This window comes from Sphingomonas sanxanigenens DSM 19645 = NX02 (assembly GCF_000512205.2).
In the GTDB taxonomy this organism is placed as follows: Bacteria; Pseudomonadota; Alphaproteobacteria; order Sphingomonadales; family Sphingomonadaceae; genus Sphingomonas_D; species Sphingomonas_D sanxanigenens.
The window spans coordinates 5,956,348-5,979,484 of sequence record NZ_CP006644.1 but is presented as its reverse complement, the minus strand read 5'-3'; the positions used below and the strand labels follow the sequence as shown (position 1 = coordinate 5,979,484).

Annotated in this window: 22 protein-coding genes; 7 read left to right on the top strand and 15 right to left on the bottom strand. The window is 66.3% G+C overall.

Annotation, left to right across the window (positions count from 1 at the left end):
• Window positions 1–143 precede the first annotated feature (143 nt).
• Together NX02_RS27430 and NX02_RS27425 are read right to left on the bottom strand one after the other, a co-directional pair.
• Entirely contained in the window at window positions 144–2,342 is a 2,199-nt protein-coding gene (locus NX02_RS27430) for a TonB-dependent receptor (protein WP_025295369.1), read from the bottom strand.
• Window positions 2,343–2,559: 217 nt separating this feature from the next.
• Window positions 2,560–2,778, bottom strand: a complete 219-nt coding sequence (locus NX02_RS27425; protein WP_025295368.1) for a hypothetical protein — start codon at window positions 2,776–2,778, stop codon at window positions 2,560–2,562.
• A gap of 511 nt (window positions 2,779–3,289) precedes the next feature.
• Between NX02_RS27425 and NX02_RS27420 the strand changes: the two genes are divergently transcribed.
• The 5 genes from NX02_RS27420 (at window position 3,290) to NX02_RS32855 (ending at window position 7,311) form a co-directional block, all read left to right on the top strand.
• Window positions 3,290–5,185 carry a ribonucleoside-diphosphate reductase subunit alpha gene (locus NX02_RS27420; RefSeq protein WP_025295367.1) on the top strand — a complete coding sequence of 632 codons (1,896 nt, stop codon included), beginning with the start codon at window positions 3,290–3,292 and terminating at the stop codon, window positions 5,183–5,185.
• Window positions 5,186–5,489: 304 nt separating this feature from the next.
• Window positions 5,490–6,542, top strand: coding sequence for a ribonucleotide-diphosphate reductase subunit beta (locus NX02_RS27415; RefSeq protein WP_025295366.1), 1,053 nt, complete (start codon window positions 5,490–5,492; stop codon window positions 6,540–6,542).
• A gap of 21 nt (window positions 6,543–6,563) precedes the next feature.
• Window positions 6,564–6,833, top strand: coding sequence for a DUF4160 domain-containing protein (locus tag NX02_RS27410; RefSeq protein WP_025295365.1), 270 nt, complete (start codon window positions 6,564–6,566; stop codon window positions 6,831–6,833).
• Window positions 6,826–7,089 carry a DUF2442 domain-containing protein gene (locus NX02_RS27405; RefSeq protein WP_025295364.1) on the top strand — a complete coding sequence of 88 codons (264 nt, stop codon included), beginning with the start codon at window positions 6,826–6,828 and terminating at the stop codon, window positions 7,087–7,089. The genes NX02_RS27410 and NX02_RS27405 overlap by 8 nt, the downstream gene beginning before the upstream one ends.
• A 33-nt stretch (window positions 7,090–7,122) precedes the next feature.
• A complete protein-coding gene (locus NX02_RS32855; RefSeq protein WP_158014193.1) occupies window positions 7,123–7,311 on the top strand; it encodes a hypothetical protein in 189 nt (62 codons plus the stop codon).
• A gap of 82 nt (window positions 7,312–7,393) precedes the next feature.
• Here NX02_RS32855 and tuf read toward each other — a convergent pair whose 3' ends face one another.
• From tuf to NX02_RS27380, 5 genes are all read right to left on the bottom strand, one after another.
• Window positions 7,394–8,581: an elongation factor Tu gene (gene tuf, locus NX02_RS27400; protein ID WP_025295363.1), complete on the bottom strand. Its 1,188-nt coding sequence runs from the start codon at window positions 8,579–8,581 to the stop codon at window positions 7,394–7,396.
• 735 nt (window positions 8,582–9,316) lie between these two features.
• The gene (locus NX02_RS27395) at window positions 9,317–9,565 is read right to left on the bottom strand and encodes a DUF2171 domain-containing protein (RefSeq protein ID WP_025295362.1); all 249 of its coding nucleotides are present in this window, start codon (window positions 9,563–9,565) and stop codon (window positions 9,317–9,319) included.
• Window positions 9,566–9,812: 247 nt separating this feature from the next.
• Entirely contained in the window at window positions 9,813–10,472 is a 660-nt protein-coding gene (locus NX02_RS27390; RefSeq protein ID WP_053000788.1) for a GDSL-type esterase/lipase family protein, read from the bottom strand.
• 156 nt (window positions 10,473–10,628) lie between these two features.
• Window positions 10,629–12,026 carry a GntP family permease gene (locus NX02_RS27385; RefSeq protein ID WP_025295360.1) on the bottom strand — a complete coding sequence of 466 codons (1,398 nt, stop codon included), beginning with the start codon at window positions 12,024–12,026 and terminating at the stop codon, window positions 10,629–10,631.
• Between the two features lie 106 nt (window positions 12,027–12,132).
• The gene (locus NX02_RS27380) at window positions 12,133–12,882 is read right to left on the bottom strand and encodes a glucose 1-dehydrogenase (protein ID WP_025295359.1); all 750 of its coding nucleotides are present in this window, start codon (window positions 12,880–12,882) and stop codon (window positions 12,133–12,135) included.
• 94 nt (window positions 12,883–12,976) lie between these two features.
• Between NX02_RS27380 and NX02_RS27375 the strand changes: the two genes are divergently transcribed.
• On the top strand, window positions 12,977–13,873 hold the full coding sequence (locus NX02_RS27375) for a LysR family transcriptional regulator (RefSeq protein WP_025295358.1): 897 nt from the start codon (window positions 12,977–12,979) through the stop codon (window positions 13,871–13,873).
• 52 nt (window positions 13,874–13,925) lie between these two features.
• Here the strand turns inward: NX02_RS27375 and NX02_RS27370 are convergent, their stop codons facing one another.
• From NX02_RS27370 to cyoA, 7 genes are all read right to left on the bottom strand, one after another.
• Entirely contained in the window at window positions 13,926–14,462 is a 537-nt protein-coding gene (locus tag NX02_RS27370) for a response regulator transcription factor (RefSeq protein WP_025295357.1), read from the bottom strand.
• Complete coding sequence (locus NX02_RS27365) at window positions 14,459–15,706, bottom strand: ATP-binding protein (protein ID WP_047100223.1); 1,248 nt, start codon at window positions 15,704–15,706, stop codon at window positions 14,459–14,461. Before NX02_RS27365 ends, NX02_RS27370 begins: the two co-directional genes overlap by 4 nt.
• 62 nt (window positions 15,707–15,768) lie before the next feature.
• Window positions 15,769–16,476 (bottom strand): SURF1 family protein, encoded by a 708-nt coding sequence (locus NX02_RS27360; protein ID WP_025295355.1) that lies wholly within the window; start codon window positions 16,474–16,476, stop codon window positions 15,769–15,771.
• A gap of 35 nt (window positions 16,477–16,511) precedes the next feature.
• Window positions 16,512–16,886 carry a cytochrome o ubiquinol oxidase subunit IV gene (gene cyoD / locus NX02_RS27355; RefSeq protein ID WP_025295354.1) on the bottom strand — a complete coding sequence of 125 codons (375 nt, stop codon included), beginning with the start codon at window positions 16,884–16,886 and terminating at the stop codon, window positions 16,512–16,514.
• Window positions 16,883–17,512, bottom strand: a complete 630-nt coding sequence (cyoC, locus tag NX02_RS27350) for a cytochrome o ubiquinol oxidase subunit III (RefSeq protein WP_025295353.1) — start codon at window positions 17,510–17,512, stop codon at window positions 16,883–16,885. Before cyoC ends, cyoD begins: the two co-directional genes overlap by 4 nt.
• A gap of 2 nt (window positions 17,513–17,514) precedes the next feature.
• The gene (gene cyoB / locus NX02_RS27345) at window positions 17,515–19,527 is read right to left on the bottom strand and encodes a cytochrome o ubiquinol oxidase subunit I (protein WP_025295352.1); all 2,013 of its coding nucleotides are present in this window, start codon (window positions 19,525–19,527) and stop codon (window positions 17,515–17,517) included.
• Between the two features lie 18 nt (window positions 19,528–19,545).
• A complete protein-coding gene (gene cyoA, locus NX02_RS27340; protein ID WP_047099866.1) occupies window positions 19,546–20,745 on the bottom strand; it encodes a ubiquinol oxidase subunit II in 1,200 nt (399 codons plus the stop codon).
• Window positions 20,746–20,900: 155 nt separating this feature from the next.
• Between cyoA and NX02_RS27335 the strand changes: the two genes are divergently transcribed.
• Window positions 20,901–22,226: an MFS transporter gene (locus NX02_RS27335; RefSeq protein WP_025295350.1), complete on the top strand. Its 1,326-nt coding sequence runs from the start codon at window positions 20,901–20,903 to the stop codon at window positions 22,224–22,226.
• A 101-nt stretch (window positions 22,227–22,327) separates the two neighbouring features.
• On the opposite strand, the gene NX02_RS27330 is transcribed toward NX02_RS27335, so the two are convergent.
• On the bottom strand, window positions 22,328–23,053 hold the full coding sequence (locus NX02_RS27330) for a FadR/GntR family transcriptional regulator (protein WP_025295349.1): 726 nt from the start codon (window positions 23,051–23,053) through the stop codon (window positions 22,328–22,330).
• Window positions 23,054–23,137: the final 84 nt, after the last annotated feature.

Below are 23,137 nucleotides of genomic sequence, written 5' to 3'. Positions count from 1 at the left end.
AGGCTGGTGGTGGTGGGGCCGGCGCCGAAGCAATCGATCTCGCCGCCATGTGACGATGAGGACCGAGCCGGCCCCTCCACCACGCCCTTCGGGCGCGGTCCCCCTCCCCGAGCAAAGCTCGGGGAGGAAATTCGGCCGTCAGATCAGAACTTTACGCTCACTTCGCCGCCCCAGATGCGGGGTTCGTTGACGTAGGAGGTGAGGTTGTTGAAGTCGATGCCGCCGGTCGACGACTTGTCGTTGGTGATGTTGCGGACGAAGCCGGCGAAGTCGAAGCGGTCGGTCTTGTAGCCGAGGCGCAGGCCGCCCTCGATCAGCTTGTCGTCCGAATATTCGACAGAGCGATAAAGGAAGAACTGGATCTTAGAGCGATAATACCAATCGGTAAAGACATACAGCGCGCCATCGCCGACCGGCAGTTCGTATCCGGCCGTCCAATTGACGGTCCACTTGGGCGACTGCGGCAGTTGGTTGCCGTCGATCGAGTAGATTTTGGTCGTACCGACTATGCGGTCCAACCTATTGAGAACCGTGCACCCACTACCGCAACCTTGGACGAAAGCGTTGGGATCGTCGATCTCGGCGATATTCCAGGAGCCGCCCACGCTCAGCGTCAATCCATCGACCGGCGCCGCCTCGAATTCGGCCTCCGCACCATGCCCCTTCGCCTTGACGTTGAGCAGCGATGCCGCGTTGGACGCGCCGCCAACCGCGGTGAGCTGCAGATCCTTGGTCTCGAAGAAATAGCCGGTCAGGTTGAAACGCACGCGGCCATCGGCGAACTTGGTCTTCAGGCCGGCTTCGTAGGACATCGTCTTTTCGGAATCGGCGGTGGAGATCGTCCGCGAGAAGGTCAGGCGGCCCTGCACCGACGGCGCGCGATAGCCGCGGGCGACGCGGGCATAGACGTTGACGTCGTCGGTCGCCGCATAGGTCGCGCTCGCATCCCAGGTCAGCAGGTTGCCCTCCACATTGGCGCGCTGCGGCGGCACCGGCGTGTTGGGATTGACGACGAAGTCCGGCCGCGTCTCGAACGGGCGCGAGGCGACGAAATCGCGCTTGTCGTCATTGTAGCGCGCGCCGGCCTGCAGCTTCAGGCCATTGTCGAACGCATAGTTCAGCGAGCCGAAGATGCCGAACGCCTCGGTTTCCTGCCGCTGCTGCGCGAAGGCGGCGGGGGCGACATCGGTCGGGTTCGAATATTCGTAGCTGACGATGTCGAGGTTTTCCTTGAAGTAGAAACCGCCGAACTGATAGCCGAGCCCGCCCGTGTTGTTCGACGCGAAGCGGATTTCCTGCGTGAACTGGTCGAGGCTGGGAACGTCGTCGCGGCTCTGCGCCATGAACGGGATATCCCCCGGCCCCGAAACCGGCAGGAACGACGCGCCGAAGCCGCCATCGATATCGCCACGGCTCTTGAGGTCGCCGTTCCAGTAGGAGGTGATCGAATAGGCGGTCACCGCGCCGAAATCATATTCGAAGTTCAGGCCGGCATTGTAGGTGTTGAGCTTCTGGAAGTTCAGCCCGTCCTGATAGACCTTGTCGCGCTCGAACGGCGAGGTCGGCCCGTCGAGCCCGATCAGCTTGTTGCTGCCCACCGCCTTGGTGTTGGCGCGGAAGATGATCGCCGAGCCGTCGAGCACGCGGACCTGGCCGATCAGGCGGCCCTTGAACGGCCCGTCCTCATATTGCAGCTGCAGGCGCGCCGCGATGTCTTCATAGCCGCCGAGGTCGCTGCCGTCGCCATTGGCGACATTGTCCACCCAGTCGTTGCGGCGCTGATAGAGGCCCGAGAAGCGGACCGAGAAGCCGTTGGGGTCTGCCGCGCCCAGCGCCAGTTCCACCTGCGAGGTGCCGTAGCGGCCGATGCTCGCCCGGGCATAGCCGCCGGTCTCGCCGGGCTTCACCGTGTCGAACTTGACGATGCCCGCCGGGGTGTTGCGGCCGAACAAGGTGCCCTGCGGCCCGCGCAGCACCTCGACGCGCTCGAGATCGAAGATCGGGAAGCCCTTGAGGATCGGGTTTTCGAGCACGACATCGTCATAGACGACGCTCACCGGCTGCGAGGCGTTGAGATCGAAGTCGGTATTGCCGAGGCCGCGGATGTAGAAGCGCGGGAAGGACCGGCCGAACGAGCTTTCGATGTTGAGGCTGGGCACGCGGCCGGCGAGCACGCGCACGTCCGCCCCCGTCGAGGTGATCGCGGCCAGCGCATCGCCCGAGACCACGCCGACCGAGACCGGAACATCCTGGATGCTTTCCGCGCGGCGCTGCGCGGTGACGACGATGTCGCCGGACGCCGCCGCATCCTCGTCGGCGGGCGCCTGTGCATAAGCGGGCATTGCTGCGGATGCGAGAAGAGCCGCTATGATCAACGAATCGCGACGGAAGGCGCGCATGGATTCCTCCTGTTCATGGAGCGCCGGCGCGCGGAATCGCGCCTTGCCCCCGAACCCAAATCGTTCACGTGCGCCGTCCGGGAATCAAGCAGCCGTCATGCCGCGCTGCAAAATTGTCTCTGGCTGTTGCAAATGGATGACGGTGCGATGACCGCTGGCGTCATTCTGCCGGCTGCGCCTCGGCCGCGCGCGCCGCCGCGAGATCGTCCAGCCGGACCTCATGGCGTGCCGCCTCATATCTGGTCGGTATCCGCCAGCCGCTCCGATCCCGCATCAGCGTGCTGCCACAGCGATCGCACGGCGCCCAATAGAAGTCCCCGTCGTAGCGCGCGCGGTCGCGCTTGGGGCTGTGTCCCACCACACGGCACATCAGGCTCATACTCAGACTCCCCTCCCGGCCGCCGCTCAACACGCGATCGTTCCAGGGGCGTGATGCTAACGCAGATCATGGCCGCTTGTCGTGCACGAATGCATCCAGGATGGGGGGTCGGCGCCCAAGTCCGGATATCCACAGCAATTTTTTTGCAGTTCCCGGTTCGTTCACTTGCAGGTTCGGCAAGCCGCAGAGATCCGCGCGTCGCAGCGGTGGAACGAAGCAGGACTGCGACGAAACGAATCGCAGCGGCGACGAAGCGAGTCTCTAAATCGTCATTTACCCTCTTGTGTGTGAGCGTGGATGAGGCACTATGGGTTGTGTCGCCGCTCGGTGGCCGACCCAAGAGATAGTGAACGGCCCGACGCAGCGGTTTCGCGGCGAAGGGCCGTTTCGTCCCGCGAGCAGCGGGTTGGGCAGTAAGCGAGTGGGGATTCGGCGTGTCCAAACGGGGGCGCGGGTGTACAGGGGGGGTTCGCCTCCTGAGTCGAACACACGGTGAACAGAGGTGGCGCGTATGGAGTTCAGTAACAGCCGGGACGTGAGTTCGAACGAGATGACCACCACCACCGCCGAAGAGGCGCAGACTGAAGCGGCCAGCTCGTCGCACAGCATCGATCCCCAGCCCTTCCCGGTCGAGGTCGATCACAGCCGCGACGCGCTCCTCACCGATTTCGGCAAGGAAACGCTGACCGACCGCTACCTGCTCCCGGGCGAAAGCTATCAGGACCTGTTCGTGCGCGTCGCCTCCGCCTATGCAGACGACGCGGCGCATGCGCAGCGGCTGTACGACTATATCTCCAAGCTGTGGTTCATGCCCGCCACGCCGGTGCTTTCCAACGGCGGCACCGGGCGCGGCCTGCCGATCAGCTGCTACCTCAACTCGGTGGACGACAGCCTCAACGGCATCGTCGACACTTGGAACGAGAATGTCTGGCTCGCCTCGCGCGGCGGCGGCATCGGCACCTATTGGGGTTCGGTGCGCGGCATCGGCGAGCCGGTGGGCCTGAACGGCAAGACCAGCGGCATCATCCCGTTCGTGCGGGTGATGGATTCGCTGACGCTGGCGATCAGCCAGGGTTCGCTGCGCCGCGGCTCGGCCGCCTGCTATCTCGACGTCAGCCATCCGGAGATCGAGGAGTTCCTCGAGATCCGCAAGCCGTCCGGCGATTTCAACCGCAAGGCGCTGAACCTGCACCACGGCGTGCTGATTCCGGACACCTTCATGGAAGCGGTGCGCGACGGCAAGGAATGGGCGCTGGTCAGCCCCAAGGACGGCTCGGAACGGGCCCGCGTCGATGCGCGCGCGCTGTTCCAGAAGCTGGTCGAGACCCGCCTGGCGACGGGCGAGCCCTACATCGTCTTCTCGGACCATGTGAACAAGGCGATGCCGAAGCATCACCGCGATCTCGGGCTGAAGGTTTCCACCTCCAACCTCTGCTCGGAAATCACGCTGCCCACCGGCCGCGACCATCTGGGCAACGATCGCACCGCAGTGTGCTGCCTCTCGTCGCTCAACCTCGAGACGTGGGACGAGTGGAAGGACGACAAGATCTTCATCGAGGACGTGATGCGCTTCCTCGACAATGTGCTGAGCGACTATATCGCCCGCGCCGCGCCCGAAATGGCACGCGCCAAGTACAGCGCCAGCCGTGAGCGTTCGGTGGGCCTGGGCGTGATGGGCTTCCACAGCTTCCTCCAGGCGCGCGGGCTGCCATTCGAGGGCGCAATGGCGAAGTCGTGGAACCTGCGCATCTTCAAGCACATCAACGCGCAGGTGAACGAGGCGTCGATGCAGCTCGCGGTGGAGCGCGGCCCCTGCCCCGATGCCGCCGACATGGGCGTGATGGAGCGCTTCAGCTGCAAGATGGCGATCGCGCCGACCGCGTCGATCAGCATCATCTGCGGCGGCACCAGCGCCTGCATCGAGCCGATCCCGGCGAACATCTACACGCACAAGACGCTGTCGGGCAGCTTCTCGATCAAGAACCCCTATCTCGAGAAACTGCTGATCGCGAAGTCCAAGAATTCGGACGCGGTGTGGAACTCGATCCTGGAGAAGGGCGGCTCCGTGCAGCATCTCGACTTCCTGACGCCGGACGAGAAGGACACGTACAAGACCAGCTTCGAGATCGACCAGCGCTGGCTGCTCGAACTTGCCGCCGATCGCACGCCCTATATCGACCAGTCGGCCTCGTTGAACCTGTTCATCCCGGCGGACGTCGAGAAGTGGGATCTGCTGATGCTCCACTTCCGCGCCTGGGAACTGGGCATCAAGTCGCTCTACTATCTCCGCTCCAAGTCGGTGCAGCGCGCGGGCTTCGCCGGCGGCGTGGAGGCCGACAACACCATCGACCTCAAGCAGATCGAGGTCGAGGTGAAGGATTATGACGAGTGCCTGGCCTGCCAGTGAACGGCCACCCCTCTCCCCTCGTGGGAGTTTCCGCCCGGCGCAGCCGGGTGGTGGAGGGGCGGGCTCGGCCTCAGTCGGTTCAATGCATATGATCGGGACGCTTCGGCGCCCACCCCTCCACCACCGCCTTTCGGCGGTGGTCCCCCTCCCCGTTCCGGAGAGGAGAGGGGATTTGACCACCCATCTCGAGGGCGTGCTGGCGCGGATCGCCGTGGCCGCGACACCCCCTCACCCTCCCGTCCGCTAGCGCGGCCGGGCCCCTCCCTCTCCCACAAGGGGAGAGGGACAGAAGAAGGACCAGACGATGCCGCTCCTCCAGGCTTCCAAGCAGTACAAGCCCTTCGAATATCCGTGGGCGTTCGAATTCTGGAAGCGCCAGCAGCAGATCCACTGGATGCCGGAGGAAGTGCCGCTGGGCGAGGATTGCCGCGACTGGGCGCAGAAGCTGACCGACCATGAGCGCAACCTGCTGACGCAGATCTTCCGCTTCTTCACGCAGGCCGACGTCGAGGTGCAGGATTGCTACCACGACAAATATGGCCGCGTGTTCAAGCCGACCGAGATCAAGATGATGCTGACCGCGTTCAGCAACATGGAGACGGTGCACATCGCCGCCTACAGCCATCTGCTCGACACGATCGGCATGCCCGAGAGCGAATATGGCATGTTCCTTCAGTACAAGGAAATGAAGGACAAGCACGATTATCTGGCGACGTTCGGCGTCGACAGCGACGAGGATATCGCGCGCACCTTGGCGATGTTCGGCGGCTTCACCGAGGGGCTGCAGCTGTTCGCCAGCTTCGCGATGCTGATGAACTTCCCACGCTTCAACAAGATGAAGGGCATGGGGCAGATCGTCACCTGGTCGATCCGCGACGAGAGCCTGCACTGCGAGGGCATCACCCGCCTGTTCCACGCCTTCACCAAGGAGCGGGACTGCCTGACCCCGGCGGTGAAGAAGGACATTCGCGACGTGTGCCACACCACCGTCGGCCTGGAAGACGCGTTCATCGACCTCGCCTTCGAGCAGGGCCCGGTGCCGGGCATGACGCCCAAGGAGATCAAGAAATATATCCGCTACATCGCGGACTGGCGCCTGGGCCAGCTCGGCCTCAAGCCGATGTACATGATCGAGGAACACCCGCTGCCGTGGCTGGCGCCGCTGCTGAACGGCGTGGAGCACGCCAATTTCTTCGAGACCCGCGCGACCGAATATTCGAAGGCGGCGACCCGCGGCAACTGGAACGAGGTGTGGGACAGCTTCGACAAGCGCCGGCAGGCGAAGACGAGCGCGATCGCCAACGAGGATCTCGATGAGGGCGACATGTTCTCGAAGGCGGGGATTGCGGCGGAGTAATCCGCCGCCTTCGGGCAGTCCATGCCGATCATCTCGGTCTTCTTCGGCATCATCATCCGGATGTATCATGACGATCATCCGCCGCCGCATTTTCATGCCTTCTATCAGGGCTTCGAGGCCTTTGTCGGCATCGCGGACGGCGAGATCATCGCCGGCACCCTGCCGAACAAGGCGGCGCGGATCGTTCGGCAATGGGCGCTGGACCATCAGGCGGAACTGATGGCAAACTGGTCGCGCGGCGAAGCGCTGGAGCCGATGGAACTGATCCCGGGAGCCGACCAGGATGATTAAGATCATTGCCATCAGACCGGCCGGCGCCATGCGCCTCGATCTGGCCTTCAGCGACGGCGCGCATGGTATCTGGTCTGCGGAAGAGCTGATCGCGCGGGACACGGTGCTGACGCGTCCGCTCGCTGATCCTGATTATTTCGCGCGGGCCTTCATCGAAGGTGGTGCGCTTGCTTGGCCCAATGGGCTGGAGCTATCGCCGAATGCTCTGCATCAGCGGCTTGATACGGCGGGTCGGCTTGCAAAGCGCGCCGCCTGAAGCCCCCCTCTTTTGACAGCGAGCATCCCCATCATGGGTAAACGCAGCGGCATCATCGATCATGAGGAAGACTTGGCCAAGTTAAGCTTCGCCCAGTTGGATACAGAAATCGAACGATGCCGTATGCGCCTCGGCATCGCGCCGACCAGCCGACTCCGTAAATCATTCGAGAGCCGCATTCATTGGCTGGAGAAATTTCCCGCAAACCGTCATTCGGACTGAATCAAGCGAGTCAACCACATCCCCCGACCCTGGGGCGCAAAGTTCTCTCCCAGGGCCGGGAGCCGTCACGCGCGACGTCGCGCTAGTCGGTTACCGCGGTGACGAGGCCCGCGCCGACGGTCTTGCCGCCTTCACGGATCGCGAAGCGCACGCCGGGTTCGAGGCCGACCGGTCGGTTGAGCTCGAAGCCGATCTCCGCACGGTCGCCGGGCGCCACGGCGTCGCCGCCATCCACCCGGATCACGCCGGTCACGTCGGTGGCGCCGAAGAAGAATTGCGGGCGATAGCCGCTGGCGAACGGCGTGTGCCGGCCGCCTTCCTCCTTCGCGAGCACGAACAGTTCCGCCCGCCCGCTGCTGCGCGCCTGGATCGCACCCGGGGCGCTCAGCACCTGGCCGCGCACCACCGCGTCGCGCTTCAGCCCGCGCAGCAACAGGCCGACATTCATGCCCGCCACCGCCTCCGGCACATCCTTGTGAAAGGATTGCACGCCGGTGACGACCGAGGTACCATCCTCCTCGCTGCCCACGATCTCGACGAGATCGCCCACCTTCACCCGGCCGCGATCGACGCGGCCGGACACCACCGTGCCGCGGCCGGCGATGGTGTGGACGCCCTCGATCGGCATCAGGAACGCGCCCTCCAGATCCCGCACGGGATCGGGGATGTGGCGGTCCAGCGCCGCGACGAGACCGGCGATCGCCTGCACATCGGCATCGGCGAGGTCGCCGCGCTCGATCGCCTGCGCCGCGCGCAACGCGCTGCCGAAGATGAAGGGCGAGCCTTCATAACCGCGCAGCCCGAGCAGTTCGCCGATCTCCAGCTCGATCAGCGCGCGGATCTCGTCCCGATCCGCTGCGGGCACCATGTCCAGCTTGTTGACGAACACGACGATGTGGCGAACGCCCACCTGGCGCGCGAGCAGGACATGCTCGATCGTCTGCCTGGCGGCGCCGCTGGTGGCGTCGACGAGCAGGATAGCGCCGTCCATCTGCGACGCGCCGGTGATCATGTTCTTCACATAGTCGGCATGGCCCGGGCAATCGATGTGGGCGTAATGCCGGCTGTCCGACTCATACTGCACATGCGCGGTGTTGATCGTGATGCCGCGGGCGCGCTCCTCCGGCGCCCGGTCGATCTGGTCGTAGGACAGGGCCTGCCCGCCGAACCGCGCCGCCTGCACCCGCGTGATCGCGGAGGTCAGCGTGGTCTTGCCATGATCGACATGGCCGATGGTCCCGACATTCACATGCGTCTTGGTGTTGAGCATCGTCTTGTTCCTGCTCTTGAAGGCGCCGTCCGGACGGGTTGGCCAAACCAGCCCGGACGGCCATTGGCATTGGCGCGCCAAAGGGGTGCCGCCGCGCCGCCTCGCCGGTGACGCGCCGAATAAGTGACAAAGGAAAAGGCCCGCCGGGCGGACCCCGGCGAGCCTCAGATGCACGCGCTTGCCGGGTCCGTTACGGTCCCCGGAGGTGGATCCTGGGCTCAGGCCGGGAAGGTCGTTCCCCATGCGCCATCGACGCGTTCGCCATAGGCGCACGGCAGGACGATGACGGCATTGATCAGCATATGGGCCATGACCCACTCCTCGATCGCGGCCGCGCGGCGCGCGCGGCCAATAAAAAACCCCGGAGGCTCAGGCCAACCGGGGTCCGCAGACACACAGGGAGGCCTTCGCCTCCCGCTTAGGGGAGACGTCGTCAGATCGCGGTGAAATACAGTCCGCCGGCGACGGAATGATCCATCGTCGATAGCTGATTGATACCTTGTTCGAGGCGCGACATTGCTTGGTTCCCTGAAGTAATAGTGGCGCCGATAGCGAATCGGGCAATCAATTACAAGCGAAACGTTTTCGCTTAACCCTCTCCCCTCCGGGGAGAGGGACAGGTCCGCGCAGCGGACCAGGGAGAGGGGCATGGATCCCAAGGATTCCAGCCCTCTCTCCCTCGCCGCCTGCGGCGGCATTTCCCTCTCCCCTCCGGGGAGAGGGATTGGCGTGGCGTCAGCCGTTTTCTTCTTCCTCGAACAGCACGGCGACATCGCCATTGGCGGAGAGGCGCAGCGTGTCGCCCTCGACCTCGGCGACCAGCCCGACCGAGATATAATGATGATGGCCCTTGTGGCTGCCCTCGCCGCTGTCGGCCTTGGTCAGCTTGATGCGGTCACCCTCGACCTTGTCGACGGTGCCGACATGGACGCCGTCGGCGCCGATGATTTCCATATGCTCGCGAATGGCGCTGAGGTCGGTCATGTTCGAGTCTCCTTGCAAGGGGTTCGCGTCAAACGCGCGAGACTGTGCACGGATGCATGGGCGGGAGCCAGATATACGATGGGAGAGGCTGTTGCAGGAATGCGAAGGACGTCGCCGCATCGAGGACGGCGCTCGCGGCGAGCGCGCGGCGCGAGAGCGCCGCATCCCCTCACCCAGCTACGACCAGGGCCCGCCAACGGGCGGACCCAAGTCTGCGCAACCCTCTCCCCAAAGGGGCGAGGGAAGTTTACCGCGCCACTTTCGCGCTGACGGGCTGCTTCGCACCGCCGACATAGCCCTGCAGCTCCGCGGTCAACACCGCATAGCCGCGATCGTTGAGGTGCAGCCGGTCCGCGCGGTACAGGTCCGGATCGGGCAGGCCGTCCGCCCCGCGCAGTTCCGCGCCGACATCGAGGAAGTCCGCGCGATAGGTTGCGGCGCGCGCCGCGATCATGCGGTTGGCGTCGTCCATCCGGCCCCACAGCGCGATCCGCGCCGGGCTGGGTTTCATCGCGACATAGCCGATCCGCGCCTCCGGATAGTCGCGGCGCAGGCGCTGGAGCAGCATCAGCACGTCGCCCGCCACCTTCATCGGCGTCGCGCCCGCGGCGATATCGTTCTCGCCGATATAGGCAATGATCACCGCCGGCCGGTGCGGCTTCACGACGCTGCCATAATAATAGAGAAGTTCGGGGGTGGTCGCGCCGCCGAAGCCGCGGTTGATCACGCTGCCGTGGGCGAAGCTGCGCTGCAGATCCCACAAGCGGACCGTCGAGCTGCCGATGAACAGCGCGGCCTTCTCCGGCTCGGTCCGCGCGGAATCGGCTTTCTTGAACGCCTCGATCTCGTTCTCGAAGCGATGCGGCAGCGGGCCACGCTGTGCGGCCGCCCCCGTCGAAACCGTCATCGCCATAAACGCCGCGAGAAGCCATAACCGCATGTCGCAATACACCCCGACCCGCCAACTTCGCTCAATTTGTAGCGGATTCGGGGCGGTTGATCGATTGCAAAGATTGATCGTTACGGTGTCGTGCGACGAATCGAGCGAAATAAAAGTAGCCGATCAGACGAAGCCTGTGACGTAGAACACAGCGATCACCACGAATACGGCCATCGTCTTGATCAGGGTCAGCGCGAAGACGTCCTTATAGGCCTGGCGGTGGGTGAGACCGGTCACCGCGAGCAAGGTGATCACCGCACCATTGTGCGGCAGCGAATCCATGCCGCCCGATGCCATCGCGGCGATGCGGTGGAGCACCTCGCGCGGGATGCCCGCGGCGTCGCCGGCGGCGGCGAACTGCTCCGCCATCGCCGCCAGCGCGATGCTGAGCCCGCCCGAGGCGGAACCGGTGATGCCGGCGAGCGAGGTGACGCTGATCGCCTCGTTCAAGAGCGGATCGGGGATCGCGCGCAGCGCTTCCTTGATGACGAGGAAGCCGGGCAGCGCCGCGATCACCGCGCCGAAGCCATATTCGACCGCGGTGTTCATCCCCGCCAGCAGCGCGCCGCCCACCGCCGCCTTCGATCCTTCGGCGAAGCGCGCCTGGATGGCGGGGAAAGCGGTGACGACGATGGTGGCGATGCCCAGCAGCAGCGCGCCTTCCACCGCCCATAGCGCCGCCGTCCTGGCGACCTCGATCTCGAGCGGCGCCTCCAGCCCGATCAGCGAGACGCGGACAGTGTCGCCGGCGAGGTGCGGGATCCACAAGGTGAGCAGCAGGTTGGCGGTGCCGACCACGACCAGCGGCAGCAGCGCCATCGCCGGATTGATCGCGCCGGCGCCCGCCACCGCCTCGGGCTCGTTGACCAGATCCGCGGCGCGGCCATAGCCCTCCCCCGCCGCCGCCAGCGTTCGCCGGCGCCAGTTGAGATAGGCGAGGCCCGCCGCGACGATCACCACCGATCCGGTCAGCCCGAGCACGGGCGCGGACCAGGTGGTGGTGCCGAAGAAGCTGCTGGGGATGATGTTCTGGATCTGCGGCGTGCCGGGCAGCGCATCCATCGTGAAGGTCAGCGCGCCGAGGCCGATGGTGGCGGGCACCAGCCGCTTGGGAATATCGGCCTGCCGGAACATCTCGGCGGCGAAGGGATAGACCGCGAACACCGCGACGAACACCGAGACCCCGCCATAGGTGAGCAGCGCGGTGACGATCATGATCGCCGGAATCGCCCGCCCCGCGCCGAGGAAGCCGATCACCGCGCCGACGATCGCGCGCGAGAAGCCGGAGATCTCGACCAGCTTGCCGAACAGCGCGCCGAGCAGGAAGACCGGGAAATAGAGCTGCAGGAAGGCGCCCACCTTCTGCATGAACAGCCCGGAGAACACCGCCGGCACCGCCGCCGGATCGGTGAGGAACACCGCGAGCATCGCCAGCAGCGGCGCGAAGATGATGACGCTGAGCCCGCGATAGGCGGCCAGCATCAGCAGGATCAGCACCAATGCTGCGATCGCGACGTCCATCGGCGCTCCTCATCCCGCGCCGCCGGGTGGGGAGCGGTCGCAGGACGAGGCTTATCGCAACCGAAGCGATTGTCGATCCATGCCGATCCATGCCGATCCGGCGCGTTCAGGTGAGCGCGATGCCGCCATCGACGCGCAGGTCGATGCCGGTGACGAAGCGCGACGCATCCGACGCGAGGAACAGCGCCGCTTCCGCCACATCCTCCGGCTGGCCGAGCCGGCCGAGCGGGATCGCCTGCGCCATCATCGCCTCGAACGCGGGCAGCGCCACCGCATCGATGCCGAGCTTGCCGAGGATCGGCGTCGCCACCGGGCCCGGGCTCAGCAGGTTGACGCGGATGCGGCGCGGCGCGAACTCGACCGCCCAGCCCCGCGCGAGCGCCGCCACCGCCGCCTTGCTCGCCGCATAGACGGCGTGGTTCTCAAGCACCTTGGTCGCCGCGATCGAGCCGACCAGGATCAGCGCGCCGCCATCGGCGAGGTGCGGCAACATCGCCTGCACCCCGAAGAAGGGGCCACGCGCGTTGATCGCGAACTGCGCCTCATACTCGGCCGGAGAGACGCCCGCGGTGGGGGTGATCGTGTTGGCGCCGGCATTGGCGACATAGATGTCGGCATGCCCGAAACGCTCGGCGACCAGCGCCGCGACGCGCCGGTGCGTCTCGATCTCGCCGATATCGCCGACGATGCCGGTCGCCGCATCGCCGAGCGCGGTGACCGCCTGCCCGACCGCATCCGCGCGACGCCCGACGATCAGCACCCGCGCACCTTCCGCCACGAAGCGCTCGGCGATCGCATAGCCGATGCCGCTGTTGCCGCCGGTGACGACAGCGGCCTTGCCTTCCAGTTGAGCCATCAGAACCTCCTTGGGGTGTGCACGCCATCTGGTTCTTGCCCGTCGGTCGGTCTATTCCTTCATTGCTCAGTTCAATTGTGCCGGATGGTCATCAATGGGCGCCGAAACCGTGCAGGGCCTTGCCACCTTCATCCGCGTCGTCGAGGCCGGATCCTTCACCGCCGGTGCGCGGCGGCTGGGCACCACCCCCTCGGCGATCTCCAAGAGCATCGCGCGGCTGGAGAAACGGCTGGGCGTGAGGCTGTTCCAGCGGACGACGCGCGCGCTGGCGCTGACCGAGGAGGGGCAGGCCTATCACGAGCGGATGGCGCCGCTGATCCGTGCGGTGGAGGAAGCGGAGGAAGAACTTCGCGGCGACCATGAGGTGCGCGGCCGGCTGCGCGTGACCATGCCCGCCGACCTCGGTCGCGCGCTGATGCCGGCGATCGCGGCGAACTTCGCGCCGGCACATCCGGCGCTGGTGCTGGAACTCAGCCTGGCCGACCGCCATGTCGATCTCGTGCGCGAAGGCTATGACCTCGCGATCCGCGCCGGCGCCGTCGCCGACAGCGGGCTATGGGCACGGCCGCTGGGATCGCTCCCGCTGCGGCTGGTGGCCTCGCCCGCCTATCTCGCGGCGCAGGGGGTGCCCGCCGATCCCGACGCGCTGCGCCGCCATCGCCATGTCCGCTACCTGCTGAACGGGCGCCCCTATCCGATCCGCTTCGCCGACGGCACCCGCATCGATCCCGAGGGCGGCTTCGACACCGACAGCGGCGAGGCGCTGCGGCTTGCAGCGGTCGGCGGCCTCGGCATCGCGCATATGCTGGCGACGGCGGTGGCGGAGGATGTCGCAGCGGGCCGGCTGGTGGTGGTGTTGCCGGACCATGTGCTGCCGACGGTTCCGGTGCAGGCGCTGCACGCCTTCGCGCGGGCGATGCCGCTGCGCGCGCGGCGGTTCGTGGAATTCGTGGCGGGAGAAGTGGGGGCGTGGACTCGCCCCGCGGCCTGACCCCTCCCCGTTCGTCCCGAGCGGAATAGGGGGTGTCGAAGCGACGCCTTCCCTACGTCAGCCGCCGTTTCTCCAGCTTCCGCGCCAGGGTCCGCCGATGCATCCCCAGCCGTCGCGCCGATTCGGAGATGTTGAAGCCTGTTTCCACCAGGGTCTGGTGGATATGCTCCCACTCCACCGTCTTGATCGAGGTCTGGCGGCCGTCGACCGGCGCGTCGGGATCGCCATCGTCGCGCGCGAACGCGGCTTCGATATCGTCGGTGTTGGAGGGCTTGGCGAGATAGTAGGACGCGCCGAGCTTGATCGCCTCCACCGCGGTGGCGATGCTCGCGAAGCCGGTGAGCACGACGATGCGCATCTCGTCGTCGGTGGCGCGCAGGGTCTGGACGCAGGTGAGGCCGGAGGCGCCGCCGAGCTTGAGGTCGACCACCGCGAAGCCAGGCTGGTGCCCTTCCGCGAGCAGCGCCTGCAGCGCATCGTGGCTGTCGGCAAGCAGCACGCGATAGCCGCGCCGTTCGAAGGAGCGCTTGAGCGTGTGCGCGAACGCCTCGTCATCCTCGACGATCATCAACAGGCGGGTTTCGGTCATGCCGCACCCTTATCCTCATAGACGAGCGCCGTCAGCGGCAGACTGAGCCGCACCAGCGCGCCGCCTTCACCGCGATTGACCGCATTCGCCTCGCCGCCCAGCGTACGCAGCACGTTGACCAGCAGGAACAGGCCGAGCCCGCCGCCCGGCCGCCCCTTGGTGGAGCGATAGGGCTGGCCGAAGGAGGCGAGCATCTCCGGCGCGAAACCGGGACCGCGATCGGCGACCTCGAGCACCAGCATCTCCTCCTCGCGGCGCGCGGTGATGCCGACCCATCCGGGCGAGGCCTCGGCGGCATTGTCGATGACGTTGTCGATCACCTGCTTGAGCGCCGGGTCCGACACGATCGGCAGGTCGGCGCCGAAGAGGTCGGCATAGGCGAGCGTCTCAGGCTGGCGCGCGGCATGCCATTCGGCGACGATGCCATCCAGGAAGGTGCGCATCGTCGTCACCCGCGGCGCCACGCCGCGCGCCTCGCCGGCGGACATCAGGATACCGCTGAGGATCGCCTTGCAGCGCTTCACGGCGGCCTCCATCTCGCGCAGGTCGTCCTGCAGTTCGGCGTCGCCGCTCAACCGCGGCATCCGCTTCCAGTCCCCCAGGATCACCGACAGCGAGGCGAGCGGCGTGCCCAGTTCATGCGCCGCCCCCGAGGCAAGCAGCCCCATGCGGACGATATGATCTTCCTCCGCCGCGCGCTGGCGGATGGTCGCCAGCGCCGCGTCGCGCTGCAGGAGGTTCCTGGTCACCCGCGTCACCACCGCGACCAGCAACACCGCGATCAGCGCGAAGCAGACGAGGCTGCCCTGCAGGTAGAGCTTCATCGGATTGTCGCTGTAGGGCGGCGGCAGCGGCAGCGGCTGGGAATCGAGCCGCAGCGTCAGCAGCGCGATGCCGGTGGCGACGACGATCGCCCAGGAGGATGCCGGCGTGAGCAGGATCGCGCCGATCACGATCTGCAGCAGGAACAGCGAGGCGAAGGGATTGGTGATGCCGCCGCTGTGATAAAGCTGCCAGGCGAGCGCGGCGACGTCGAACAGCAGCGCACCGGTCAGCTCGCTGTTGGTCACGGCCGTGCGCCGCGCGATGAGCGGCAGGCTGGCGAGGTTGATCGCGGCCAGCATCACCGGCATGACCAGCAGCGGTGCCAGCGGCAGCGGGATGCCCATCAGCCCGTGCACCACCGCGATCGTCACGAGCTGGCCGCCGACCGCGATCCAGCGGAGCTGCACCAGCAGGTGCATGTTGCGCCGGCCGGCGTTGGTCTCCGGCGGCGCGGAACGGGTGGTGTCGTCGGGGGTGGTGGTCACCCCTCCCCCTTAGCCCCCCGTTCGCGATCGCGCAGCACCCACCATGCGCCCCAGGCGGAGAGCAGTGCCATGCCGAACCAGGTCAGCGCATAGGGCAGGTGATTGTCGGGGAAGCTGATGACGGTCAGCCCCCCGCGCGGCCAGCCGCCCGGGTTGGGCGCGGCATCGGCGTCGACGAAATAGGGCGCTGCATCCTTCAGCCCGCGCGCGGCGGCGATCGCGGCGATGTCGCGGCCATACCAGCGATCGGCGGCGGGATCGTTGGCGCGCAGGAAGCCGCCGCCGGGTTCGGTGACGCGCAGCAGGCCGGTGACGGTGACGGGACCACCCACCTGCCCCGCCGCACGGGACGCGGGATCGCGCTTTTCCGGCGGCACGAAGCCGCGATTGACGATCAGGCTGAACCCGCCCGCGGTTTGAAGCGGAGTCATCACCCAATAACCCGAGCCGAGACCGGTGGTGGCGCGCACCAGCGTCTCGCGATCGTGGCGGAAGCGGCCGGTGGCGGTGATGCGGCGATAGGCGTCGCCGTCCGCGGTGATGCGGTCCCAGGTGGCGCGGCCGGGCGCCGGGACCGGCGCGCCATGCACGCGGGATTCGACGGCGGCGATCAGGCGGTGCTTCCAGGCGCGGCGCTGGATCTGCCAGACGCCCAGAGCAACGAAGGCCGCGACGAGCAGGAGCATCGTCGCGGCCAGCGCCATCCGCGCCCATGACGGGCGCGGGCGGCGGGCGGGGTTCACGGCATCTGCCGCATGTCGGACGCGGCCGGCATCGGCATCATGTTGGTGTTGAGGTGGTACATCACCCACATCGAGCCGGTCATCATGATCACGACGACGATGATCGTGAAGATCAGCGCGGTCATGTTCCAGCCGCCTTCGGTGCTGCCCTTGAGGTGCAGGAAGTAGATCATGTGGACGACCATCTGCACCGCGGCGAACGCCATGATCAGCGCGGCGATCGCGCCGTCGGACATCGGGCGGGCCATCACCAGCCAGAACGGGATCGCGGTGAGGACGACCGACAGCAGGAAGCCGATCACATAGTCGCGCATGCTGCCATGGCCGCCATCGGCATGATCGTGATGCGCGTCGTGCGCGTCGTGGCTCATCGCAGCATTCCCATCAGGTAGACGAAGGTGAAGACGCCGATCCAGATGACGTCGAGGAAGTGCCAGAACAGGCTGAGGCACATCAGCCGGCGCTTGTTGGCCTGGATCAGCCCGCGCTTGCCCACCTGCACCATCAAGGTCAGCAACCAGACGATGCCGAAGGTCACGTGCAGGCCGTGCGTGCCGACCAGCGTGAAGAAGGCGGACAGGAAGGCGCTGCGCTGCGGCGTCGCGCCCTCGTGGATCAGGTGCGCGAACTCATAGAGTTCGATCGAGAGGAAGGCGGCACCGAACAGGCCGGTGACCAGCAGCCAGAACTGCACCTGGCGCGCCTGATCGCGCTGCATCGCCAGCATCGCGAAGCCATAGGTGATCGAGGAGAACAGCAGCATCGCCGTGTTCACCGCGACCAGCGGCAGATCGAACAGGTCACGCGGCGACGGGCCGGCGGCGAAATTGCCGCCGAGCACCGCGTAGCAGGCGAACAGGATCGCGAAGATGAGGCAGTCGCTCATCAGGTAGATCCAGAAGCCCAGCATCGTGCTGCCGCCTTCGGGATGATCATGTTCGTCGAGGTCGTAGAAGCTGACCGGCCCGCCGGCCGTCATCGTCTGGGATGCGCTCATCGTCATGCTCCTGCCGCGAGCAGGCGCGTCCGCTCGGCCTCGGTGGTCGCCACCGTTTCGGCCGGGATGTGGAAATCGCGCTTATAGTTGAAGGTATGGGCGATGGCGGTGGCAATGAGCGCCACGAAGCCGAGGCCCGCCAGCCACCAGATGTGCCAGATCAGGGCGAACCCCATCACCGTGCTGATCCCCGCCAGGATGACGCCGGTGCCGGTGCCGCTGGGCATGTGGATCGGGCGGAAGCCGCTCAGCGGACGCTCGGCATTGCGCGACTTCATGTCGTACCACGCGTCGAGCGAGTGGATCACCGGCGTGAAGGCGAAGTTATATTCCGGCGGGGGCGACGAGGTCGCCCACTCCAGCGTACGGCCGCCCCACGGATCGCCGGTGGTGTCGGCGAGTTCCTTGCGCTTCCAGATGCTGACCGCGAACTGGACGAGCATGGCACCGATGCCGGCCGCGATCAGCGCCGCGCCGATGCCGGCGATGACGAACCAGATCTGCAGCGAGGGATCGTCGAACACGCGCATGCGCCGCGTCACGCCCATCAGGCCGAGCACGTAGAGCGGGGTGAACGCCACCCAGAAGCCGACGACCCAGCACCAGAAGGAGACCAGGCCCCAGAACTTGTCGAGCTTGAAGCCGAACGCCTTGGGCCACCAGAAGTTGATCGCCGCGAACAGGCCGAACAGCACGCCGCCGATGATCACGTTGTGGAAGTGCGCGATCAGGAACAGCGAGTTGTGCAGCACGAAGTCCGCGGGCGGCACCGCGAGCAGCACGCCGGTCATGCCGCCGATCGTGAAGGTGAACATGAACGCGACCGTCCACATCATCGGCAGTTCGAAGCGGATCCGGCCGCGATACATGGTGAACAGCCAGTTGAAGAGCTTCGCCCCGGTCGGGATCGAGATCACCATCGTGGTGATGCCGAAGAAGCTGTTGACGCTGGCGCCCGAACCCATGGTGAAGAAGTGGTGCAGCCACACCAGGTAGGACAGGATGGTGATGCAGACCGTGGCGTAGACCATCGAACTGTAGCCGAACAGCTTCTTGCCCGAGAAGGTCGAGGTGACTTCCGAGAAGACGCCGAACAGCGGCAGGATGAGGATGTAGACCTCAGGGTGGCCCCAGATCCAGATCAGGTTCACGTACATCATGGCGCTGCCGCCGAAGTCGTTCGTGAAGAAGTTGGTGCCGACGTAACGGTCGAGGCTGAGCAGCGCGAGGACCGCGGTCAGCACCGGGAACGACGCCACGATCAGCACGTTGGTGCACAGCGAGGTCCAGGTGAACACCGGCATCTTCATCAGCGACATGCCCGGCGCACGCATCTTGATGATGGTCACAATCAGGTTGATACCTGATAATGTCGTGCCCACGCCCGCGATCTGGAGTGACCAGATATAATAGTCGACGCCGACATTGGGGCTGTATGCCAGGCCGGAGAGCGGCGGATAGGCCAGCCAGCCCGTCTGCGCGAACTCGCCGATGAACAGCGAGGTCATGATCAGCACCGCGCCCGCGGTCGTCATCCAGAAGCTGAAATTGTTCAGGAACGGGAAGGAGACGTCGCGCGCGCCGATCTGCAGCGGCACCACATAGTTCATCAGCCCGGTGACGAACGGCATCGCCACGAAGAAGATCATGATCACGCCGTGCGCGGTGAACACCTGGTCATAGTGGTGCGCGTTCAGATAGCCATCGGAGCCGTTGAAGGCCAACGCCTGCTGCAGGCGCATCATCACCGCATCGGCGAAGCCGCGCAGGAACATGATGAGGCCCAGCACCATGTACATGATGCCGATCTTCTTGTGGTCCACGCTGGTGAACCACTCGTTCCAGAGATAGCCCCACAGCTTGAAGCGGGTGAGCAGGGCGAGCACGCCGATGCCGCCGATGACGACGGCGCCGAAGGTCGCAACGACGATCGGCTCATGGAGCGGCAGCGAATCCAGCGAGAGCCGCCCGAAGATCGGGCTGAACGGCATGGGCGCGGTCGGATCAGAAGACATGAATATGGGTTCCGACGGTTACGGGCGGGCGGGCGCGGACGTTTCCGCGCGCGCCGACGGGATGAGCGTGAGACCGGTGCGGTCGGCCGGGCGCGAGAGGCCCACGCCGGTGAGCGGCGCGAGATCGACCGGCGCCGAGGGGCCGGCCTTCACATGGCTGTGCGCCGACTTCGATTCGTCCTGCGCGCACAGCGCGGCGACGACGCGGCGGTCGACCAGCGGGCCGGTGCCGCGACCGCCGGTCTTGTCATAATGCAGGCGGCGGACATTGTGCGCGCTGGCGAGGCCGAGGCCGCCCTTCGCGTCGATCTCCATCATGTCCGTCATGCACATCTTGCCGGGCTCGACGCACATGTTGACGACCTTGTCGAACAGGCCGGTCTCAACATTGGCGAAGCGGGCGACCGGTACATTCTCGCTCGGGCGCTCCAGTTCGAGATAGCCGGCGCGGTCGAGCGCGCCGCCGCCGCCCTTGGCCTCGGCCACCCACGCGTCGAACGCGGCGGGCGACAGGCTCCTGGCGGCAAAGCGCATGTGCGAGAAGCCGGCGCCGCTATAGTTGGCGGAGAAGCCCTTGAACTCGCCGGGTTCGTTGAACACGGCGTGCAGCTTCGTCTCCATGCCGGGCATCGCGTAGATCTGGCCCGCGAGCGCCGGGATGTAGAAGGAGTTCATCACCGACGAGGACGAGATGCGGAAACTGACCGGCCGATCGACCGGCGCCGCGAACTCGTTGACCGTCGCGATGCCATATTCGGGGTAGATGAACAGCCACTTCCAGTCGAGCGCGACCACCTGCACGTCGAGCGGCTTGACCGCCGCATTCACGGGCTGTTGCGGCGCCGTGCGCGCGAGCGGACGATAGGGATCGAGCAGATGGGTGCCGACCCAGGTCAGCGCACCCAGGCAGATGATGATCATCAGTGGCGCCGCCCAGATCACCAGTTCGAGCTGGGTGGAGTGATCCCAGTCCGGCTCGTAGCGCGCCTCGGTATTGGCCGAGCGATAGCGCCAGGCGAACAGGCCGATCAGCGCCATCACCGGCACGACGATCAGCAGCATGAGCATGGTGGAGATGACCACCAGATCGCCCTGCTGCCGCGCGACGTCTCCCGCGGGATTGAGAACGACGGTCTGGCACCCGCCGAGCAGCGGGACGAGGGCGGCGGCGTTGAGGAGCCGCAGCGGCGGCCGGATTCGGCGGGCGGAGTGGAGCATGACGCTGCGCCTAATGCCGCACGTGCGAAAAGACATAGGACATTTTGTCCAATGCCCTTGTGTGCGCTGCAGTATCAAAGGGGCTCATCCGCTCGCGGGCGCACCCGCGCGCCGTCGATTCATGCACAGGGGTCGCGCCCCGGGAGCCGAAGAGAATGAATGCCCAACCGGTAGCCGAGACCCAGCCGGAGAAGGATGTCCGCTCCCTCCACGCGGATGGCCACAAGATCGATCCCGGTGAAATCGTCATCGGCGTGATCATCGGTCGCACCTCCGAGTTCTTCGACTTCTTCGTCTATGCGATCGCCTCGGTGATCGTGTTCCCGAAGCTGGTCTTTCCCTATGTCGATGCGCTGACGGGTACGCTCTATTCGTTCGCCATCTTCGCACTCGCCTTCATGGCGCGCCCGGTCGGCACGCTGATCTTCATGACGGTCGATCGACTCTACGGCCGCGGCGCCAAGTTGACCACCGCGCTTTTCCTGCTCGGCGGCTCCACCGCGGCGATCGCCTTCCTGCCCGGATACGAGACGATCGGCCATTATTCGGCGCTGCTGCTCGCGCTGTTCCGCATGGGCCAGGGCGTCGCGCTGGGCGGCACGTGGGACGGCCTCGCCTCGCTGCTCGCGCTCAACGCGCCGGAGGACAAGCGCGGCTGGTATGCGATGATCCCGCAGCTCGGCGCGCCGCTCGGCCTGATCGTGTCGAGCCTGCTGTTCGCCTTCTTCATCACCCAGCTTCCCGCCGCCGACTTCCTCGACTGGGGCTGGCGCTATCCCTTCTTCGTCGCCTTCGCGATCAACGTGGTGGCGCTGTTCGCACGTCTCCGCATCGTGGTGACGCCGGAATATGCCGAGCTGTTCGAGAGCCGCGAGCTGCAGCCGGCGCCGGTGGGCGAGACGCTGCGCGCCGAGGGCCGCATCGTCGCGATCGGCGCCTTCGCGCCGCTCGCCAGCTTCGCCATGTTCCACATGGTCACCGTGTTCCCGCTTTCCTGGGTCTTCCTGTTCACCACCGAGAGCCCGACGCGCTTCCTGGTGATCGAGGCGATCGCCGCCGCGATCGGCGTGATCGCGATCATCGTCTCGGGCCAGCTCGCCGACCGCATCGGGCGCCGCACCTTGCTCGGCGCCACCGCCGCGGCGATCGCGACCTTCAGCGGCTTCGCGCCGCAGATGCTCGACGCCGGCGAGTCGGGCGAGATCATGTTCATGCTGATGGGCTTCGTTCTCCTCGGCCTCTCCTTCGGCCAGGCCTCGGGCGCGCTTTCGTCCAGCTTCTCGCCGCGCCATCGCTACACCGGCTCGGCGCTGACCTCGGATCTCGCCTGGCTGTTCGGCGCCGGCTTCGCGCCTTTGGTCGCGCTGCTGCTGTCGAGCCAGTTCGGCCTGATCTCCTCGGGCGCCTATCTGCTCTCGGGTGCCGCCGGCACGCTGCTGGCGCTGTGGCTGAACCGCGAGCTCGCCAACCGGATCGAGTAGGTCCGGCGGCCGATACGCAAAAAGAAAGGGCGGTCGCGATGCGGCCGCCCTTTTTTGTCCTGTGTCCGCCCCGAAGCAAAGCTTGGGGAGGACTATGAGCGTCACACCCCGGCCTTGTCCGCCGCGATCAGTTCCAGCACGTCGCCGATGATGCGCCGCATCGCCAGCCGCGCTTCCTGCGGATCGCGCGCGGCGATCGCGTCGGCGACGGCACCATGATCGCCGATGTTGGCGGAGCGGCCCTTCATGCGGTTGGTGAAGCGGATCGAGGTGCGCAGCGCGGTTGCGACCATCATCTGGAACTGCGCGTAGAACGGGTTCTTCGACGCGCGCAGGATGGCGATGTGGAAGGCGATATCGGCATCGAGCGGGTCATCCTCGCCCGCCTCCGCCGCTTCCATGCGAGCCAGCCCGGCGCGGATCGCAGCCAGGTCCGCCGCGTCATGGAATTGCGCCGCGAGCGCCGCCGCCTCGGGCTCGATCGCGACGCGCAGCTGGTTGAACTGGCGGAGCAGATCGACCGAGAATTTGCGCTCGAGCAGCCAGTGCAGCACGTCCGGATCGAACAGGTTCCAGTTGGCGGCGGGCTGCACCACCGTGCCCTGCCGCGGCCGCGCGCTGACCAGCCCCTTGGCGGTCAGCATCTTCACAGCCTCACGCGTCACCGATCGGCTGACGCCATGCGCCTTGGCAAGCTCCGCCTCGGTGGGAAAAGGCCGCGTCTCGTAGCGCCCCGTGACGATCGCACGGCCCAGCGTGTCGAGCATCCCCAAGGTGAGGTTCCGTCCGAGTTCCGAACGTCCGAGCGTCGGATCCATATCTGTCATATCGGTCTGCACGGCAGCGTTCTGCCGCAAGTGCCGCGCACTGTCACCTCACGCCCCCTCTCTGCCTATTATCAGATGAATATG

Coding starts and splice junctions, on each gene's coding strand:
- NX02_RS27390 (WP_053000788.1), bottom strand. CDS start 10,472: ATGACGGTTTCGACGGGGGCGGCCGCACAGCGTGGCCCGCTGCCGCAT.
- cyoA (WP_047099866.1), bottom strand. CDS start 20,745: ATGCTCCACTCCGCCCGCCGAATCCGGCCGCCGCTGCGGCTCCTCAAC.
- tuf (WP_025295363.1), bottom strand. CDS start 8,581: ATGCTCAACACCAAGACGCATGTGAATGTCGGGACCATCGGCCATGTC.
- NX02_RS27380 (WP_025295359.1), bottom strand. CDS start 12,882: ATGGCTCAACTGGAAGGCAAGGCCGCTGTCGTCACCGGCGGCAACAGC.
- NX02_RS27385 (WP_025295360.1), bottom strand. CDS start 12,026: ATGGACGTCGCGATCGCAGCATTGGTGCTGATCCTGCTGATGCTGGCC.
- NX02_RS27330 (WP_025295349.1), bottom strand. CDS start 23,053: ATGACAGATATGGATCCGACGCTCGGACGTTCGGAACTCGGACGGAAC.
- NX02_RS27430 (WP_025295369.1), bottom strand. CDS start 2,342: ATGCCCGCTTATGCACAGGCGCCCGCCGACGAGGATGCGGCGGCGTCC.
- NX02_RS32855 (WP_158014193.1), top strand. CDS start 7,123: ATGGGTAAACGCAGCGGCATCATCGATCATGAGGAAGACTTGGCCAAG.
- NX02_RS27375 (WP_025295358.1), top strand. CDS start 12,977: ATGGGCGCCGAAACCGTGCAGGGCCTTGCCACCTTCATCCGCGTCGTC.
- cyoD (WP_025295354.1), bottom strand. CDS start 16,886: ATGAGCCACGACGCGCACGACGCGCATCACGATCATGCCGATGGCGGC.
- NX02_RS27370 (WP_025295357.1), bottom strand. CDS start 14,462: ATGACCGAAACCCGCCTGTTGATGATCGTCGAGGATGACGAGGCGTTC.
- NX02_RS27405 (WP_025295364.1), top strand. CDS start 6,826: ATGATTAAGATCATTGCCATCAGACCGGCCGGCGCCATGCGCCTCGAT.
- NX02_RS27410 (WP_025295365.1), top strand. CDS start 6,564: ATGCCGATCATCTCGGTCTTCTTCGGCATCATCATCCGGATGTATCAT.
- NX02_RS27425 (WP_025295368.1), bottom strand. CDS start 2,778: ATGAGCCTGATGTGCCGTGTGGTGGGACACAGCCCCAAGCGCGACCGC.
- NX02_RS27365 (WP_047100223.1), bottom strand. CDS start 15,706: ATGCACCTGCTGGTGCAGCTCCGCTGGATCGCGGTCGGCGGCCAGCTC.
- cyoB (WP_025295352.1), bottom strand. CDS start 19,527: ATGTCTTCTGATCCGACCGCGCCCATGCCGTTCAGCCCGATCTTCGGG.
- NX02_RS27335 (WP_025295350.1), top strand. CDS start 20,901: ATGAATGCCCAACCGGTAGCCGAGACCCAGCCGGAGAAGGATGTCCGC.
- NX02_RS27415 (WP_025295366.1), top strand. CDS start 5,490: ATGCCGCTCCTCCAGGCTTCCAAGCAGTACAAGCCCTTCGAATATCCG.
- cyoC (WP_025295353.1), bottom strand. CDS start 17,512: ATGAGCGCATCCCAGACGATGACGGCCGGCGGGCCGGTCAGCTTCTAC.
- NX02_RS27360 (WP_025295355.1), bottom strand. CDS start 16,476: ATGGCGCTGGCCGCGACGATGCTCCTGCTCGTCGCGGCCTTCGTTGCT.
- NX02_RS27420 (WP_025295367.1), top strand. CDS start 3,290: ATGGAGTTCAGTAACAGCCGGGACGTGAGTTCGAACGAGATGACCACC.
- NX02_RS27395 (WP_025295362.1), bottom strand. CDS start 9,565: ATGACCGACCTCAGCGCCATTCGCGAGCATATGGAAATCATCGGCGCC.